15 protein-coding genes are annotated in these 17,130 nt (G+C 69.1%); all 15 read left to right on the top strand.

Features of this window, described 5'->3' with window-relative positions:
- Positions 1–627 precede the first annotated feature (627 nt).
- Genes ABNQ40_RS20965 through ABNQ40_RS20895 form a run of 15 tightly spaced genes read left to right on the top strand, consistent with a single transcriptional unit; the run spans position 628 to position 17,103 of the window.
- Positions 628–1,074, top strand: a complete 447-nt coding sequence (locus ABNQ40_RS20965; RefSeq protein WP_247880098.1) for a division/cell wall cluster transcriptional repressor MraZ — start codon at positions 628–630, stop codon at positions 1,072–1,074.
- Positions 1,074–2,048, top strand: a complete 975-nt coding sequence (rsmH, locus tag ABNQ40_RS20960) for a 16S rRNA (cytosine(1402)-N(4))-methyltransferase RsmH (RefSeq protein WP_109052125.1) — start codon at positions 1,074–1,076, stop codon at positions 2,046–2,048. The genes ABNQ40_RS20965 and rsmH overlap by 1 nt, the downstream gene beginning before the upstream one ends.
- Positions 2,045–2,872, top strand: coding sequence for a hypothetical protein (locus ABNQ40_RS20955; RefSeq protein WP_109052124.1), 828 nt, complete (start codon positions 2,045–2,047; stop codon positions 2,870–2,872). Before rsmH ends, ABNQ40_RS20955 begins: the two co-directional genes overlap by 4 nt.
- Positions 2,869–4,740, top strand: coding sequence for a penicillin-binding protein 2 (locus ABNQ40_RS20950; RefSeq protein WP_109052123.1), 1,872 nt, complete (start codon positions 2,869–2,871; stop codon positions 4,738–4,740). The genes ABNQ40_RS20955 and ABNQ40_RS20950 overlap by 4 nt, the downstream gene beginning before the upstream one ends.
- Complete coding sequence (locus ABNQ40_RS20945) at positions 4,706–6,181, top strand: UDP-N-acetylmuramoyl-L-alanyl-D-glutamate--2,6-diaminopimelate ligase (RefSeq protein WP_109052122.1); 1,476 nt, start codon at positions 4,706–4,708, stop codon at positions 6,179–6,181. The genes ABNQ40_RS20950 and ABNQ40_RS20945 overlap by 35 nt, the downstream gene beginning before the upstream one ends.
- Positions 6,178–7,677, top strand: a complete 1,500-nt coding sequence (locus ABNQ40_RS20940) for a UDP-N-acetylmuramoylalanyl-D-glutamyl-2,6-diaminopimelate--D-alanyl-D-alanine ligase (protein ID WP_109052121.1) — start codon at positions 6,178–6,180, stop codon at positions 7,675–7,677. The genes ABNQ40_RS20945 and ABNQ40_RS20940 overlap by 4 nt, the downstream gene beginning before the upstream one ends.
- A gap of 9 nt (positions 7,678–7,686) precedes the next feature.
- Positions 7,687–8,772 carry a phospho-N-acetylmuramoyl-pentapeptide-transferase gene (mraY, locus tag ABNQ40_RS20935; protein ID WP_098739423.1) on the top strand — a complete coding sequence of 362 codons (1,086 nt, stop codon included), beginning with the start codon at positions 7,687–7,689 and terminating at the stop codon, positions 8,770–8,772.
- A 14-nt stretch (positions 8,773–8,786) separates the two neighbouring features.
- A complete protein-coding gene (gene murD, locus ABNQ40_RS20930; protein WP_109052120.1) occupies positions 8,787–10,208 on the top strand; it encodes a UDP-N-acetylmuramoyl-L-alanine--D-glutamate ligase in 1,422 nt (473 codons plus the stop codon).
- Entirely contained in the window at positions 10,205–11,326 is a 1,122-nt protein-coding gene (locus ABNQ40_RS20925; RefSeq protein WP_109052119.1) for an FtsW/RodA/SpoVE family cell cycle protein, read from the top strand. The genes murD and ABNQ40_RS20925 overlap by 4 nt, the downstream gene beginning before the upstream one ends.
- Positions 11,323–12,582: an undecaprenyldiphospho-muramoylpentapeptide beta-N-acetylglucosaminyltransferase gene (murG, locus tag ABNQ40_RS20920; protein ID WP_109052118.1), complete on the top strand. Its 1,260-nt coding sequence runs from the start codon at positions 11,323–11,325 to the stop codon at positions 12,580–12,582. Before ABNQ40_RS20925 ends, murG begins: the two co-directional genes overlap by 4 nt.
- A gap of 8 nt (positions 12,583–12,590) precedes the next feature.
- Entirely contained in the window at positions 12,591–12,830 is a 240-nt protein-coding gene (locus ABNQ40_RS20915; protein ID WP_244592762.1) for a hypothetical protein, read from the top strand.
- 7 nt (positions 12,831–12,837) lie between these two features.
- Positions 12,838–14,256 (top strand): UDP-N-acetylmuramate--L-alanine ligase, encoded by a 1,419-nt coding sequence (gene murC / locus ABNQ40_RS20910; protein WP_109052117.1) that lies wholly within the window; start codon positions 12,838–12,840, stop codon positions 14,254–14,256.
- Between the two features lie 14 nt (positions 14,257–14,270).
- Positions 14,271–15,215 carry a UDP-N-acetylmuramate dehydrogenase gene (gene murB, locus ABNQ40_RS20905; protein WP_247880096.1) on the top strand — a complete coding sequence of 315 codons (945 nt, stop codon included), beginning with the start codon at positions 14,271–14,273 and terminating at the stop codon, positions 15,213–15,215.
- Complete coding sequence (locus ABNQ40_RS20900; protein ID WP_109052115.1) at positions 15,212–16,159, top strand: D-alanine--D-alanine ligase; 948 nt, start codon at positions 15,212–15,214, stop codon at positions 16,157–16,159. The genes murB and ABNQ40_RS20900 overlap by 4 nt, the downstream gene beginning before the upstream one ends.
- Positions 16,144–17,103 (top strand): cell division protein FtsQ/DivIB, encoded by a 960-nt coding sequence (locus ABNQ40_RS20895; protein WP_109052114.1) that lies wholly within the window; start codon positions 16,144–16,146, stop codon positions 17,101–17,103. Before ABNQ40_RS20900 ends, ABNQ40_RS20895 begins: the two co-directional genes overlap by 16 nt.
- The last annotated feature ends 27 nt before the right edge of the window (positions 17,104–17,130 follow it).

The raw sequence follows: 17,130 nt of genomic DNA, 5'->3' as shown, positions 1-17,130 counted from the left end.
ATGTCATCCACAGGGCGGATGCGACCACTCCTCCCCCGGCACCCCGCAGTCCGCCGGGCTTTTCCGCTGCCATCCCCAGGATGTGCACGGCCCCATCCACATTTTCCCCAGACTAATCCACAGCCGGTGGATAACTGTGGGGCGATTTCCCATGCTGTCCCATGCCGGACCGGGGTTTCCCACCCAAGGTTCTATGCCGTCCGAGGGGGTCGATTCGACAGTCCGACAAACCATGGGTACGCAGCATTTTCTTAAAATTTTGGAACGTTCGAAGAACGTGTGTGGATAACTTTATCCACATCGCGAGAGTCCAGCGGAATACTGCGAAGATTCTGAGATTTCGTACACCAACTTGCCCGGATGCCACAGCATGACCCAAAAGTCTTGACACCCCCGTCTGAATACTCGGGGGAGCGTTGACGCCCATGCCGTCCCATGCTATCCCAAGAATGCCCATTTAAGGGGGGCTCTTACCCATTCTGGTTAACACCGGGGGCGGGGGCTGAATGGGCCAAGCGGGGCTAGCGCGGAGCACCCGACCGCGCATGGGGGATAGCAGGGGGGATCGCCGGGCCTATGGCCGTTTTCCTGTCCACATACGTCAACAAAGTTGACAGGAAAGGGCGTGTGTCCATCCCGGCACAGTTCAGGCAGTCGCTTGCCAAGACGTCGGCTCCCAGCACCGTCTATCTCTGGCCCTCGCTGAACCACCAGGCGCTGGAAGGCGCCGACCAGGACTATCTCGACGTCCTCTCCGAAAGCCTCGAATCCCCCGACCTCGATGCCGACGAGCGCGACATGATCGAGACCTTCATCTTCGGAAAGCTGATCCCCGTCTCCTCCGACGCCGAAGGTCGCATCGTCCTGCCCAAGGAGCTGGCGGAGTTCGCCGGCATCACCGAAGAGGCCGCCTTCATCGGCCGCCGCAAAACCTTCCAAATCTGGGAACCCAACGCCTTGAAAGCCCACGAGGCGGCACTGCGCGAACAGGTCGTGCGCAAAGACATCTCCCTCAGCCAGATCGTCGCCAAGGCGTCCCGCGGCGCCGCCAGCCGGAGCGGGGAAGGCGTCTGATGACCGGCACCCGCATTCACATTCCCGTCCTGCTGGACGAGGTGATCGCCGCGCTGTCCCCGCGCGACGGCGGCCTCTATGTGGACGGCACCTTCGGCGCCGGCGGCTACAGCCGCGCCCTGCTGCAATCGGCTTCCTGCCGCGTGATCGGCATCGACCGCGACCCCGCCGCCATTGAGCGCGGCCGTGCGCTGGCCCAGGAGTTCCCCGGACGGCTGGAGGTGATCGAGGGCCGATTCGGCGATATGGACCGGCTGCTCGCCGACCATGGCGTCGGGACGGTCGACGGCGTGGCGCTCGACGTCGGCGTCTCCTCCCCCCAGATCGACGAGCCGGAACGCGGATTCTCCTTCCGCTTCGACGGCCCGCTCGACATGCGGATGGGACGGGATGGGCCGACCGCCGCCGACGTGGTGAACACCGCCGACGAATCGGATCTGGCCGACATCGTCTACCACCTGGGCGAGGAGCGGATGGCGCGCCGCGTCGCCCGCGCCATCGTCGCCGCCCGCCGCGAGGCGCCGATCGAGCGCACGGGACGGCTGGCCGAGATCATCCGGTCGGTGGTGCCGAAGGGGAAGGGAGACGGGATCGACCCGGCCACCCGCACCTTCCAGGCGCTGCGCATCCATGTGAACGACGAGCTGGGCGAACTGCGGCGCGGCCTGTCCGCCGCCGAGTCGCTGCTGGCGCCCGGCGGGCGTCTCGCCGTCGTCTCCTTCCATTCGCTGGAGGACCGCGAGGTCAAGGCGTTCCTGCGGGAACGCTCCTCGCCGCCGCCCTCCCCGTCCCGCCACACGCCCGTGACCGCGGTCGCGGCGCATCACCCATCCTTCCGCCTGCTCTCCCGGAAACCCGTGGACCCGAGCGAGGCCGAAGCCCGTAACAATCCCCGCGCCCGGTCCGCCCGGCTGCGCGCGGCTGAACGTACCGAGGCGCCCGCGTTCCCGGCGTCCGGCAAGGAGGCAGCATGAAAGGCAAGACCTGGCTGTTCTGGGGTGGCCTGATCGCGGCCGCCGGTGGCGTGCTGTTCCAGACCAGCTACGACGTCCAGGATCTTGAGGAGAAGCTCGCCGGGCTGAACCGCAAGATCATTCTGGAACAGGAGTCGATCCAGGTCCTGAAGGCCGAGTGGAGCTACCTGAACGACCCCACCAAGCTGGAGCAGATGGCCCAGGCCTATCTGACGCTGCAGCCGACCGAGCCGCGCCAGTACCTGGCGATGGACATGATCCCGATGCGCCCGGCCGACGCGGTCCCGCCGCCGGCCCAGGCCCTGCCCGGCAAGGCCATGCCCGGCGCCCCGCTGCCGCCGATGGTCCGCGCGCCCGGCACCGGCAATTCCCAGCTGGCCGCCGCCCGCGTGCCCGCCGCACCCAACAACAACGCCGCTGCCGGAATCGTTCCGGTCAGCGCGCCGGTCGGGCTGGCGAAGCCTCTGCCGATGGAAAAGGCGCTGGAACGCGCGCCTGTCGTCGTGCCGGCGTCCCTGCCCTCCGGCACCGCCCTTGCCGACCCGTCCCGCACCAACCGGATCAAGCCGGCCGCCCTGGTGCCCGGCTCCGCCCGTGCGCCTGCAGAGAAGTCGGCGGCTCCGGCTGCGCCGGCCGCCGCCGGCAAGCTGGCGCCTAACGCCCCGACCGCGCGCCCGACCGAACTGGCCTCCCGCCCGATCCCGGCGCCGGCGCCCGCACCTAATAAGGTTGCCGCCGCGGCTCCGGCCGCGCAGCAGCCCTATCAGCCCAAGCCGACCGACAGCCTCGGGCTGCTCGTTGCGCGCCTGGGGGCCAATCGATGATCGGTCACGACCACGGCGGCCCGGCCGGCTACGGCCAGCCCGGCGCAAGCACCGGCAGCACCTATGTGCCGCCGCCGGCGCCCTCGCCCTTTCCCCAGTCGGCCCCGCAGCCGTCCGCCAAGCCGCGGACCTCGCTGGCGGTCGCGCTGGAGCAAAGCCGTTACCGCCTGATGGTGACGGCTGCCGTGGTCACGACCGTCTTCACCGCCATCAGCGTCAAGCTGGCGATGGCCACGCTGCTCGCGGGCGGTGGCGAGCCGCGCCAGCATGTGGCGCTCGAGGTGGGCGACACCACCACCAACCGCGCCGACATCACCGACCGCAACGGCAACCTGCTGGCGACCTCGCTGGTCACCCAGTCGCTCTATGCCGACCCCAAGCTGGTCTCGCGTCCGGAAGAGGCCGCGCAGAAGCTGGTCAGCGCCCTGCCCGACCTGGATTACAAGGACGTCCTCGGCAAGCTGAGCGGCGACCGCCGCTTCGTCTGGCTGAAGCGCAACCTGACGCCGAAGCAGCAGGCCGCCGTCCACCGTCTGGGCATCCCCGGCGTCGCGTTCGAACGGGAGGAGCGCCGCTTCTATCCGGCCGGCCCGCTGACCTCGCACATCGTCGGCTTCACCGGCATCGACAACAACGGCCTTGCCGGCATGGAGCAGGGCTTCAACAAGCGGCTGACCGAGGAGCCGGGAACGCCGCTCCAGTTGTCCATCGACCTGCGGTTGCAGCATGTCCTGAAAAAGGAACTGGCCGCGACGGTGCAGGAATTCAGCGCCATCGGCGCCGCCGGCATCGTCTTCGACGTGCGCAGCGGCGAAGTGCTGTCGATGGTTTCGCTGCCCGATTTCGACCCGCAGGACCCGACCGGCCTGAACCCCGACACGCTGTTCAACCGGGCAACGCTCGGCGTGTACGAGATGGGTTCCACCTTCAAGATTTTCAACTCTGCGTTGGCCTTCGACACCGGAAAGATCCGGGTGTCGGACATGTTCGACGCGGCACACCCGGTCAAGATCGGCCGCTTCACCATCAACGATTACCACAACCTGCACCGCGCCCTGACGGTGGCGGAAGTGTTCCAGCACTCCTCCAACCTCGGTTCCGTGCGCATGGTGCAGCAGGTGGGCGTGGCGGCGCAGAAGGCCTTCATGACCAAGATGGGCTTCACCAAGCCCACCGGGCTGGAGTTGCCGGAAAGCGGCTGGCCGCTGGTGCCCAACCCGTGGCGCGAGGTCAACAGCTACACCATCTCCTTCGGCCACGGCATCTCGGTCAGCCCGATGCACACGGTGGCCGCCGCCGCGTCCGTCATCAACGGCGGCCTCTTCCACAAGCCGACGCTGTTGAAGCGCCAGCCCGATGGCGAGGTTCCGACCGAACAGGTGGTGTCGCGCCAGACCTCCGACATGATGCGGCGCATGTTCCGCTTCGTCGTCACCGAGGGCACCGGCAAGTCGGCGGAAGTGAAGGGCTATGTCGTCGGCGGAAAAACCGGCACCGCCGACAAGCAAAAGGGCAAGCATTACCAGAAGAACTCGCGCATGTCGTCGTTCCTGGGCGCCTTCCCGATGAATGATCCGCGATACATCGTCTATGTGCTGGTCGACGAACCGCAGGCGACGGCCAAGACCTACGGCTACGCCACTGGCGGCTGGGTCGCCGCCCCGGCGGTGGGCCGCATCGTCAAGCAGATCGGCCCGCTGCTGAACGTGCCGGTGGTGGACGAGAACACGCCGGAGATCCTGAACTCCACCTACCTGAACGCCGCCGGTTCCACCAACTGGCAGCAGTCGCTGCCGCCCGTCACCGCCCCACCTCCCGCGAAGGGAAGCACCGTTGCGTCTTTCCCAACTCAGACCAAGCCGCGCTGACGCCACCCGCGGCGCTGCCGACCCCGACATCGCCGGGCTGACCGCCGACAGCCGAGCGGTCAGGCCCGGCTTTGTCTTTGCCGCCCTGCCCGGCGTGAAGGCCGATGGCCGCGCCTTCATCGCCGACGCACTCGCCAGGGGCGCCGTCGCCGTGCTGGCGTCCGAGGGCACCGAGCTGCCCGCCGGTTCGACCGCCGTCCTGCTGACCGACCCGCAGCCCCGCCTCGCCTTTGCGCTCATGGCCGCCGCCTTCCATGGCGGGCGCCAGCCGGAGACGGTGGTGGCGGTGACCGGCACCAACGGCAAGACCTCCACCGTCCAGTTCGCCGCCCAGATCTGGACGCGCCTCGGCCTGCCCGCCGGCAGTCTGGGCACGCTGGGCCTGCTCGGCCCCGGCCTGCACGGCTATGGCGGGATGACGACGCCCGATCCGGTGTCGCTCCACCGCGACCTCGCCGCCGCCAAGGATGCCGGCATCGAACATCTGGCGATGGAGGCGTCGAGCCATGGGCTGGAGCAGTTCCGGCTGGACGGAGTGGCGATCAAGGCCGCCGGCTTCACCAACCTGACGCTGGACCATCTCGACTATCACGGCACGATGGAGGCGTACCGCGACGCCAAGGCGATGCTGTTCGACCGCGTCCTGCCGCCGGGCGCCGTCGCGGTGCTGAACGCCGACTCTCCGGAATTTCAACATTTTGCCACCATTTGTAACGACCGTGGCCACCGGGTCCTGTCCTATGGTCTGGCCGGCACCGAGCTTCGGGTGACCGGGGTGGAGCCGCTGGCCCATGGCCAGCGCCTCTCCCTGTCCGTGCTCGGCCGCGACGTGACGGTGGACCTGCCGCTGGCAGGTCGGTTCCAGGCCTGGAACGTGCTCTGCGCGCTGGGGCTGGTCATCGGATCCGGCGGTGACGCCGGGCGGGCACTGGACAGCCTTTCCTCGCTGGAAGGTGTGCCGGGCCGGTTGCAGCATGTCGCGACCCATCCCAACGGGGCGACGGTCTACGTCGATTTCGCCCACACGCCGGACGCACTGGAAACGGTGCTTCTGGCGCTGAGGTCGCATGCCGCGCGCCATCTGGTGACGGTGTTCGGCTGCGGCGGCGATCGCGACCGCAGCAAGCGGCCGGTGATGGGGGCTCTGGCGGCCAGACTGGCCGACCGCGCCATCGTCACAGACGACAACCCGCGGACCGAGGATCCCGCCTTCGTGCGGGGTCAGGTGCTGGCCGGAGCCACCGGGGATCTGGCCGGCAGGCTGGAGGAGATCGGCGACCGGGCCGAGGCGATCCGCACCGCGGTGCGGCAGCTTCAGCCCGGCGACGTGCTGGTCATCGCCGGCAAGGGCCATGAACAGGGACAAACGATCGGCACCGAGGTGCGTCCGTTCGACGACGCGGACGAGGCCCGGAAAGCCGTAGCGGAGGTTGGAGCATGAGCGGGGACAAGACGGTCCTTTGGACAGCGGATGAAGCGGCCGCCGCCACCGGCGGGCGTCTCTCCGGCCCGTCCGCCTGGACCGCGACCGGCGTCGCCATCGACAGCCGCAAGGTGGCGGCGGGCGATCTGTTCGTCGCTATCCGCGGACCGAATTTCGACGGGCATGCCTTCATCGGCGCCGCGCTGGCCGCCGGTGCCGCGGCGGCGATGGTCGACCATCTGCCGGACGGCCTGCCTGCGGACGCACCGCTGCTGATCGCCCCGTCCGACACGCTGGAGTCGATGGCGGCGCTGGGCGTGGTGGCGCGGGCGCGTTGCGGCGCGCGCTTCGTCGGCGTCACCGGCTCCGTCGGCAAGACCGGCACCAAGGAGACACTGCGCCACGTCCTGTCGGCGCAAGGGGCGACCTATGCCAATGAAGGCAGCCTGAACAACCATTGGGGCGTGCCTCTGTCGCTCGCCCGCCTGCCGGCCGACAGCCGCTATGGCGTGTTCGAGCTGGGGATGAACCACGCCGGCGAGCTCGGCCCGCTGTCGCGGCAGGTCAGGCCGCATGTCGCCGTCATCACCACCATCGAGGCGGTGCATCTGGAGTTCTTCTCCGGCGTCGAGGCCATCGCCGACGCCAAGGCCGAGATCTTCGAGGGGATGGATGCCGGCGGCATCGCCGTGCTGAACCGCGACAACGGGCAGTTTGCCCGGCTGGCCGCTGCCGCCCGCCGTCAGGGACTGACTGACATCTGGAGCTTCGGCACCCATGAGGAGGCCGACGCCCGGCTGGTCGACTGCTCGCTGCACGCCACTTGCAGCGCGGTGACAGCACTGATCCGCGGCGAACGGGTGCAATATTGCCTGTCGCAGCCGGGCCGGCACTGGGTGATGAACAGTCTGGCGGTGTTGCTGGCGGCGAAGGCGCTGGGCGCCGATGTCGCCGCCGCCGCAAGATCGCTGTCCAGCCTGCCGCCGGTGAAGGGGCGCGGCACCCGCAAGCGCATCCAGCTGCCGCAAGGCGCCTTCACGCTGATCGACGAGAGCTACAACGCCAGCCCGGCCGCCATGGCCGCAACACTGGAAGTGCTGGGCAAGATCGACCCCGGCGCCGGCGGCCGGCGCATTGCCGTGCTGGGCGACATGCGGGAACTGGGCGAGCGCGCCGACGCGCTGCACATCGGGTTGGCCGAGCCGCTGCGCGCCGCGAATGTCGACGCCGTCTATGCCTGCGGGCCGCACATGAAGACGCTGTTCGACCGCCTGCCGGCGGCGATGCGCGGCGCCTGGACCGAGACCAGCGTGGAGCTGGCCCCCATCGTGACCGGGACCGTAAAGGGCGGCGACGTCATCATGGTCAAGGGGTCCCTGGGCAGTCGTACAGGTCTGATCGTCGATGCGCTCGCGGCACTCGACAGCGGGCGCGAAAGCGAGGACAAAGCCGCCTCCCGAACCACCAACCAGCCGCAGGCGGCCGCGCAATCCGCGCTGGCCCCGCGAGGCTGACGGACCCAAATGCTCTACAACCTCCTCTTCGGTCTGGCCGACGTCTTTTCGCCGTTCAACCTGTTCCGGTACCTGACCTTCCGGACCGGCGGCGCCGTGATCACGTCGCTGGTCATCAGCTTCGTCTTCTTTCCGCGCCTGATCGCCTGGCTGAAGCGCAAGCAGGGCGAAGGCCAGCCCATCCGCGCCGACGGCCCGGAGAGCCATTTCAAGAAGAAGGGCACGCCCACCATGGGCGGCCTGATGATCCTGATCGCCATGACGGTCAGCACCCTGCTGTGGGCCGACCTGACCAATGCCTACATCTGGATCGTCCTGCTGGTGACCATCGGCTACGGCCTGATCGGTTTCGGCGATGATTACCTGAAGCTGACCAAGCGCAACACCAAGGGCCTGTCCGGCCGCTTCCGCCTGGGCTGGGAGATCGCCATCGGGCTGGTCGCCTCGGCACTGATCATGTGGGTGTCGGCCCCACCGCTGTCGGGCGGCGTGGCGGTTCCCTTCGTCAAGGATTTCCTGGTCCAGCTGTCCTGGTTCTTCGTGCCCTTCGGCGCCTTCATCATGGTCGGCGCCTCCAACTCGGTGAACCTGACCGACGGGCTGGACGGGCTGGCCATCGTGCCGACGATGATCGCCGCCGGCTGCTTCGGCCTGATCTCCTACCTGTCGGGCAACGCCATCTTCGCCAACTATCTCCAGATCCACCATGTGCCGGGCTCCGGCGAACTGGCGGTGTTCTGCGGCGCGCTGGTCGGCGCCGGGCTGGGCTTCCTGTGGTACAACGCCCCGCCGGCCATGGTCTTCATGGGCGACACCGGGTCGCTGTCGCTGGGCGGCGCGCTGGGTGCGGTCAGCGTGGTGACCAAGCATGAGATCGTGCTGGCCATCATCGGCGGCCTCTTCGTGCTGGAGACGGTGTCGGTGATCGTGCAGGTCGCCTCCTTCAAGCTGACCGGCAAGCGCGTGTTCCGCATGGCGCCGCTGCACCATCACTTCGAGAAGAAGGGCTGGGCCGAACCGACGGTGGTGATCCGCTTCTGGATCATCGCCTCGATCCTGGCGCTGGTCGGCCTGTCCACGCTGAAGCTGCGCTGAGGGGGGCATCGGCGATGATCGACCTGTTCTACATGCAGGAACTGCCGGTCGCGGTGATGGGGCTGGGCAAGTCCGGCCTCGCCACCGCCCGCGCGCTCCGCGACAGCGGGGCCGAGGTGCGGGTGTGGGACGACAACCCCGCCTCCCGCGCCGCGGCGGAGGCCGAGGGCTTCGCCGTGGTCGATCTCGCCAGCGCCGACCTGTCGGACCTGACCACCATCGTCTGGTCGCCCGGCATCCCCCACACCCACCCCAAGCCGCATCCGGTGGCCGAGCGCGCCCGCGCGCTGGGGATCGAGCTGATCTGCGACATCGAGCTGCTGGGCCGGGCGGAGCGCGACTGCGCCTTCATCGGCATTACCGGCACCAACGGCAAGTCGACCACCACTACCCTGATCGGCCACATCCTGGCCGCCGCCGGCCGCAAGGCCGCGGTGGGCGGCAACCTGGGCACGCCGGTGCTGACCTTCGATCCGATCGGGTCGGGCGGCACCTGCGTGCTGGAGATGTCGAGCTATCAGCTGGAGCTGACCCACTCCATCACCTTCGACATCGCGGTCCTGCTGAACATCACGCCCGACCATCTCGCCCGCCATGGCGGGATGGAGGGCTACATCGCCGCTAAGAAACTGATCTTCCACCGCCAGACCTGGCCGCGCACCGCGGTGATCGGGGTGGACGACGAGCATTGCCGCAAAATCCACGCCGACCTCGTCGCCGCCGGCGACCAGCGCATCTGGCCGATTTCCGCCCAGGGGCCGGTGGCGGGCGGCGTCTATGCCGCCGACGGCTGGCTGGTCGACGACACCGACGGCGAGGCGACCAAGGTCGTGGAGCTGTCCAGCCTGCCCAGCCTGTTGGGTGCCCATAACTGGCAGAACGCCGCCGCCGCCTTCGCCACCTGCAAGGCCGCTGGACTGCCGGTGCCGGCCATCGTCGCGGCGATGGCGACCTTCCCCGGCCTCGCCCACCGGCAGCAGCTGGTCGGCACGCTGGACGGGGTGCGCTTCGTCAACGACAGCAAGGCGACCAACGCCGACGCCACCGAAAAGGCGCTGGCGACCTTCGACCCGATCTACTGGATCCTCGGCGGACAGGCCAAGGACACCGGACTGACCGGTCTGGAGGGCTACATGGGCCGCGTCCGCCACGCTTTCCTGATCGGCGAGGCGCAGGAACAATTCGCCGCATGGCTCGACGCGCACGGTGTTGCTTATACACGCTGTGAAACGCTGGATGTTGCGACCGCGAAGGCGGCCGGACTGGCCCTGGCGGAACGGCTGGAGGGCGCTTGCGTGCTGTTGTCGCCGGCTTGCGCGTCATGGGACCAGTTCGCCAGTTTCGAGAAGCGCGGCGAAGCCTTCGCGGTCTATGTCGCGAACATCGTCGCGGCGCATGAGAGCACCGGGGACGGCACCAGCGGGGGCGTTGCATGATCACCTTCGACCGTACCGACCAATCGATCTTCGGCCGCTGGTGGTGGACCGTCGACCGCTGGCAGCTGGGCGCCGTTGCCCTGCTGATGTTCCTGGGCACCGTCCTGATCACCGCGGCCAGCCCGCCGGTGGCCGAGCGCATCGGCATCCAGGACACCTTCTATTTCGTCGAACGCCACGTGATGATGCTGATCCCCGCGATCGTCATCATGGTCGGCGTCTCCCTGCTCAGCCCGCGCGGTGTGCGGCGGGTGGCGCTGGGCGTGTTCCTGATCTCGGTGGCGCTGGTCTATGCCACGCTGGTTGTGGGCGTGGAGATCAAGGGCGCCCGCCGCTGGATCCATATCCCCGGCCTGTCGATCCAGCCGTCGGAGTTCGTCAAGCCGGCCTTCGCCGTGGTCGCCGCCTGGCTGTTCTCGCTGTCGCGCACCAACCCCGGTTTCCCCGGCGCGCTGGTGTCGATGGCGCTTTACGGCCTCACCATGGCCGGCCTGATCCTTCAGCCCGACCTGGGCATGACCTTCGTCGTCTCCGCCGTCTGGTTCACCCAGTTCTTCCTGGCTGGTCTGAACCTCGTGCTGGTGATGGGGCTCGGCGGGCTGGGCGTGGTCGGGCTGGTCGGCGCCTATTACACGCTGCCGCACGTCACCAGCCGCATCAACCGGTTCCTCGACCCGCATGCCGGCGACAACTATCAGGTCAACCGCTCGCTGGAGGCCTTCGCCAACGGCGGGCTGATGGGCACCGGCCCCGGCCAGGGCACGGTGAAGTTCTATCTGCCCGACAGCCATGCCGACTTCATCTTCGCGGTCGCAGGCGAAGAGCTGGGCCTTATCTTCTGCCTGGGGTTGGTGGTTCTGTTCGCCTTCGTCGTTCTGCGCGGGTTCGCTCGTGTCTTCAACGACAACAATTATTTCGTCTTGCTGGCCGCCGCCGGTCTTCTGATCCAGTTCGGGCTTCAGGCGGCGATCAACATGGGTTCGTCCTTGCATCTTATGCCGACCAAGGGCATGACCCTGCCGTTCATCTCCTACGGCGGCTCCTCGCTGCTCGCTCTCGGGTTCGGCATGGGTATGGTTCTGGCACTGACACGCAAACGCTTCGGCCCCGCGGAATGAGGAGGCCGACCGACTTGAGCACGACGGGCTCCAATGCGGGCTTCCCTGCGGGCTTCGACGCCAACGCCAACAAGGTGATCGTGCTGGCCGCCGGCGGCACCGGCGGGCACATGTTCCCGGCCGAAGCGCTGGCGCGCGAGCTGCTGGCCCGTGGCCGGGCGGTGACGCTGGTCACCGACAAGCGCGGCCATGCCTTCGGCGAGAACCTGCCGGAGGTGCCGGTACACCGCATCCGCGCCGCCTCCCCCGGCGCCGGCATCGTCGGCAAGCTGAAGGCCGCCCTGCAGATGGGCCTCGGCCTGCTGGAGGCGCGGGCGCTGATGCGCCGGCTCGATCCCGCCGCCGTGGTCGGCTTCGGCGGCTACCCGTCGGTCCCCACCGTCTATGCCGCCATCCAGTCGAAGCGACCGGCGCTGCTGCACGAGCAGAACGCCGTGCTGGGCCGCGCCAACCGGATGCTGATCGCCGGGGCCAGCCGGATCGCCGTCGCCTTCTCCGACATCGAAAAGCTGGGCGAGGCGCAGCGCGCCAAGATCGTCCGCACCGGCAACCCGGTCCGCCCGGCCGTCGCCGCCCGCCGCCTGTCCCCCTACGAGGCGCCCGGTGCCACCGGCCCCGTCCGCCTGCTGGTGATGGGCGGCAGCCAGGGCGCCCGAGTCTTCTCCGAGGTGATCCCCGCGGCGCTGGCCCTGCTGCCCGAGGAGATACGCACCCGCATCCATCTGGCGCAGCAATGCCGTCCGGAGGATCTCGAGGCCGCCCGCAACGCGCTGGAGCCGCTGGGCCTCGCCCGGCTGGAGTTGCAGACCTTCTTCCGCGACGTGCCGGAACGGCTGGCCGCCTGCCACCTCGCCGTCACCCGCGCCGGGGCTTCCACCATCGCCGAGCTGACCTGCGTCGGCCGTCCGGCGATCCTGGTGCCCTACCCGCACGCCACCGACGACCACCAGACCGCCAACGCCCGCCATCTGGCGCAGGCCGGCGCCGCCTGGCTGGTGCCGCAGCCCTCATTCACCGCCCAGGCTTTGGCCGAGCGGCTGTCCGCCCTGCTGGCCGATCCGCAGACGCTCGCCGCCGCGGCCCGGGCCGCCCATGGCTGGGGCACCGCCGACGCCGCCACCGCGCTGGCCGACGCCGTGCTGGCGATGCTGGGGGGCGGCCCAGCCGCTCACGATCACGCCCACTCCGACCACGACCAATCCCAACACGCCCGGCGCTCCTCCGCCGGTGCCAGCGCCAAGGGGGCCGCGGAATGATGAAACCCATGCGGAATCTGACCCGGCCGACGCCGCGGCCGCTGCAGGACTGGCCGGCGGACATGACTCGGACCGAGGGCGGCTGGTACAACCGTCCGGGCTGCCCGCTGGTGCCGCGCTTCCTCGCCGAAGGCGGCTTCCTGCGCGACCGCCTGTCGATGATCCACGGATCGCAGCCCCTCCCCAACGACCTGTCCGACGGGGCGGTCGACGCCACCCTTCGCCTGATGCTTCGCCGCGGAAAGTAAGCCTGACATGCGCGCCCTCCCCCTCTCGATCGGCACCATCCACTTCGTCGGCATCGGCGGCATCGGCATGAGCGGCATCGCCGAGGTGCTGCGGAACCTGGGCTATACCGTCCAGGGTTCCGACCTTGCCGAGAACGCCAACGTCAAGCGCCTGCGCGAACTGGGCATCAAGGTGTTCGTCGGCCATCGCGGCGAGAACATCGCCGGGGCCGCCGTCGTCGTCGTCTCCTCCGCCGTCAAGCGCGACAATCCGGAAGTCGTGGCCGCCCGCGCCGCCCTGGTGCCGGTGGTCCGCCGCGCCGAGATGCTGGGCGAGCTGATGCGCCTGAAATGGGCCATCGCCATCGGCGGCACCCATGGCAAGACCACGACCACCTCGATGGTCGGCCATATGCTGGAGCATGCCAACCTCGACCCCACCGTCATCAACGGCGGCATCATCAACGCCTACGGCTCCAACACCCGGCTCGGCACCGGCGACTGGATGGTGGTGGAGGCGGACGAGAGCGACGGCACCTTCGTGAAGCTGCCGGCCTGCATCGCCGTCGTCACCAACATGGATCCGGAGCATCTGGACTTCTACGGCACCTTCGACAACGCGCGGGCCGCCTTCGACAGCTTTGTCCAGAACATTCCCTTCTACGGCTTCGCGGCACTCTGCATCGACCATCCCGAGGTGCAGGCGATGATCCCCCGCGTGTCGGACCGCCGCATTGTCACCTACGGCTTCTCGCCGCAGGCCGACATCCGCGCGGTGAACGTCGAGCTGGGCCCCGACGGAGCCAAGTACGATGTGCTGATCTATGACCGCCACACCGGCGAGAGCCGCGCCATCGCCGGCGTGCGCCTGCCGATGTACGGGCCTCACAACGTCCAGAACTCGCTGGCCTGCTTCGCGGTGGGCAACGAGATGGGCCTGCCCGACGTGGTGATGCGCGACAGCATGGCCAAGTTCCAGGGCGTGAAGCGCCGCTTCACCAAGACCGGCGAGACCAACGGCATCACCGTCATCGACGATTACGGCCACCATCCGGTGGAGATCGCCGCGGTGCTGAAGGCCGCGCGCACCGCCGGCACCGGCCGCACCATCGCCGTGGTCCAGCCGCACCGCTATTCCCGCCTCGCCGCCCTTTTCGAGGAGTTCTGCACCTGCTTCAACGACGCCGACGCCGTGATCGTCGCCGACGTCTATGCCGCCGGCGAGGCGCCGATCGAAGGTGTCAGCCGCGACAGCCTGGTCGAGGGTCTGCGCATGCATGGCCACCGCCATGTCGTCGCCCTGCACGGCCAGCCGGAACTGGCCCAGGTGGTGCGCGAGATGGCAAAGCCCGGCGACTTCGTCGTCTGCCTGGGGGCCGGCAACATCACCCAGTGGGCGAACGCCCTGCCGGGTGAGCTGGCCTCCCTCTACGGCGCGGCGCGATGACGGCAGCGCCCAGCATGAGCCCGGCTGACGGTCATCCGCCCAGCGGCCACCTGATCCAGCGGTTGCCCGCCGTACGCGGCCGGCTGACCGCCGACGCCCCGCTGGCGCCGGTGACGTGGTTCCGCGTCGGCGGGCCGGCGGAGGTGATGTTCCGCCCGGCCGACGCCGACGACCTTGCCGACTTCCTGGCCGCCCTGCCGGCCGAGGTCCCGGTGACGGTGATCGGGGTCGCCTCCAACCTGCTGGTTCGGGACGGCGGCGTGCCGGGCGTCACAATCCGGCTCGGCCGCGGCTTCACCGACATTGCGGCGGACGGGATGACCGTGACCGCCGGGGCGGCGGCGCTCGACCTGAATGTCGCCATGGTCGCCCGCGACGCCGGCATCGCCGGGCTGGAGTTTCTTTCCGGCATTCCCGGCACCATCGGCGGCGCCCTGCGCATGAACGGCGGCGCCTATGGCCGCGAGCTGGCCGACGTGCTGGTCTCCGCCACCGCCGTGGCGCGCGACGGCCGGCGGCTGGAGTTCAGCCATGCCGGGATGGGCTTCACCTACCGCCACAGCACCACACCGGAAGACTGCATCTTCACCGGTGCCGTCCTGCACGGCGAGCCAGGCAACCCGCTGGAGATCGCCCGGCGCATGGCCGAGATCTCTGACAAGCGCGCCGACAGCCAGCCGGTCCGCTCCCGCACCGGCGGCTCGACCTTCAAGAACCCGGAAGGTCATAAGGCCTGGGAGCTGATCGACAAGGCCGGCTGCCGCGGCCTGTCCATCGGCGACGCCCAGGTGTCGGAAAAGCACTGCAACTTCCTGATCAACAACGGCACGGCCACCGCCGCCCAACTGGAAGCGCTGGGCGAGGAAGTCCGCCGCCGGGTGTTCGAGACCAGCGGCGTCACGCTGGACTGGGAAATCAAGCGCATCGGCGTTCCCGCCGAAGGAAGCACCGCCCCATGACCGAAGCTCTTCTCCACGCCCACAAGAAGCATGTCGCCGTCCTGATGGGCGGCTGGTCGGCCGAGCGCGAGGTGTCGCTGGTCAGCGGGGCCGGCGTCGCCAAGGCGCTGGAGGAGGAAGGCTACCGCGTCACCGCCATCGACGTGCAGCGCGACCTGGGCGGGCTGATGCACGCCCTGAGCAGCCCGCGCCCCGACGTGGTGTTCAACGCCCTGCACGGCCGCGGCGGCGAGGACGGGACGATTCAGGGCGTGCTGGAGTTCCTGGGCCTGCCCTACACCCATTCGGGCGTCCAGGCCGCCGCCATCTCCATGGACAAGGCGATGACCAAGCGCGTGCTGGACACCGTCGGCGTCCGCTCGCCCAAGGGCATGGTGCTGTCGCGTGGGGAGATCACCGGCGGCAGCCACCCCATGCCTGCGCCCTATATCGTCAAGCCTGTGGACGAAGGCTCGACCGTTGGCGTAACCCTGGTCCGCGAGGGGCAGAACAGCCCGGTCGGCGACGCGTGGACCTTTGGCGAGCGTGCGCTGATCGAGGAGTTCATCCCCGGTCGCGAGCTGACCGTGGGCGTCATGGGTGACCGTGCTTTGGCGGTGACCGAGATCGTCTTCCAGGCTCAGCTCTACGACTACACCGCGAAATACAGCGCCGGACACGCCGTTCACACCGTCCCCGCCGCGATCCCCGAGGTCGTTGCGGAGGAGGCGAAGCGGCTGGCGGTGCTGGCGCACAACACCCTGGGCTGCCGGGGCGTGTCGCGCAGCGACTTCCGCTGGGACGACAGCCGGCCGGGAACGGACGGTCTGTATTTCCTGGAGATCAACAACCAGCCGGGCATGACGCCCCTGTCGCTGGTGCCCGAACAGGCCGCGCATGTGGGGATCACCTACGGCGCGCTGGTCGGCTGGCTCGTGGAGAATGCCGCATGTCAGCTCGCCTGATGGCCGACCCGGACTTCCGCGCCGCCGCCGGCGCGCGCGCCCGGGACGAGATGCCGACCCCGCCGCGCGCCATGGCCGCGTCGGCGGAAAAAGGCAAGCGGCGCCGCGCCTGGCCGCGCTGGACCCGCTCCGCCGTCAAGGCGGCGCTGCTGCTGGTGCCGGTGCTGGGACTGGTCGGTGCCGCCGGCTCCACCTGGAAGCGCGGCAATCTGGCCGAGACGATGGAGGCGGCGCAGGAAAGCGTCATCCGCCTGACCGGCGACATGGGTTTCCGCCTGTCCGAGATCCTGGTGGTCGGCCGCAGCGAGACCGAGCGCGACGTCGTGCTCGACGCGCTGGGCGTGCGCCGTGGCGAGCCGATCCTGTCCATCGACCTTGCCGATGCCAAGCAACGGCTGGAGGAGTTGCCCTGGGTGTCGTCCGCCTCCATCGAGCGGCGTCTGCCCGGTTTCCTCTACATCCGCCTGTCCGAGCGCCAGCCGATGGCGATCTGGCAGCATGACCGCCAATTCACCGTCATCGACCGCGCCGGCCGTCCGCTGGCCGACGCGGCGGAACTGGCGCGCCGCGGCAACCAGCGGATCGAGACTCTGCCGCAGGTGATCGGTGCCAACGCGCCTCAGCAGGTCCACACCCTGCTGTCGGCGCTGGACGGCGCGCCGACCATCGCGCCGATGCTGTCATCCGCCAGCTGGATCAGCGACCGCCGCTGGAACCTGCAGCTCAGCAACGGCGTGACGGTGAAGCTGCCGGAAGGCAATGGCGAGATGCGCCGCGCGCTGCGCCAGCTGGAGCAGATGCACACGGCCAGCCATGTGCTGGACCGCGACATCGTCGCCATCGACCTCCGTCTGCCCGACAAGGCCGCGATCCAGACCTCCGCCACCGCCCAGCTTCCGGGCTGGGAGGACGACACGAAGAAGAAGAACGGCAAGAAATCGTAAGTTTCGATGGCGTCAGGCGCTTTTGGG

Origin of the sequence: Azospirillum sp. A23 (genome assembly GCF_042938965.1) — a bacterium.
GTDB lineage: Bacteria > Pseudomonadota > Alphaproteobacteria > Azospirillales > Azospirillaceae > Azospirillum > Azospirillum melinis.
Note: the sequence above shows the minus strand (reverse complement) of the source record. Positions and strands in the feature narration are given on the sequence as shown.

Coding starts and splice junctions, on each gene's coding strand:
- ABNQ40_RS20940 (WP_109052121.1), top strand. CDS start 6,178: ATGAGCGGGGACAAGACGGTCCTTTGGACAGCGGATGAAGCGGCCGCC.
- ABNQ40_RS20915 (WP_244592762.1), top strand. CDS start 12,591: ATGCGGAATCTGACCCGGCCGACGCCGCGGCCGCTGCAGGACTGGCCG.
- ABNQ40_RS20895 (WP_109052114.1), top strand. CDS start 16,144: ATGTCAGCTCGCCTGATGGCCGACCCGGACTTCCGCGCCGCCGCCGGC.
- ABNQ40_RS20950 (WP_109052123.1), top strand. CDS start 2,869: ATGATCGGTCACGACCACGGCGGCCCGGCCGGCTACGGCCAGCCCGGC.
- ABNQ40_RS20925 (WP_109052119.1), top strand. CDS start 10,205: ATGATCACCTTCGACCGTACCGACCAATCGATCTTCGGCCGCTGGTGG.
- rsmH (WP_109052125.1), top strand. CDS start 1,074: ATGACCGGCACCCGCATTCACATTCCCGTCCTGCTGGACGAGGTGATC.
- murD (WP_109052120.1), top strand. CDS start 8,787: ATGATCGACCTGTTCTACATGCAGGAACTGCCGGTCGCGGTGATGGGG.
- murC (WP_109052117.1), top strand. CDS start 12,838: ATGCGCGCCCTCCCCCTCTCGATCGGCACCATCCACTTCGTCGGCATC.
- murG (WP_109052118.1), top strand. CDS start 11,323: ATGAGGAGGCCGACCGACTTGAGCACGACGGGCTCCAATGCGGGCTTC.
- mraY (WP_098739423.1), top strand. CDS start 7,687: ATGCTCTACAACCTCCTCTTCGGTCTGGCCGACGTCTTTTCGCCGTTC.
- ABNQ40_RS20955 (WP_109052124.1), top strand. CDS start 2,045: ATGAAAGGCAAGACCTGGCTGTTCTGGGGTGGCCTGATCGCGGCCGCC.
- ABNQ40_RS20900 (WP_109052115.1), top strand. CDS start 15,212: ATGACCGAAGCTCTTCTCCACGCCCACAAGAAGCATGTCGCCGTCCTG.
- murB (WP_247880096.1), top strand. CDS start 14,271: ATGAGCCCGGCTGACGGTCATCCGCCCAGCGGCCACCTGATCCAGCGG.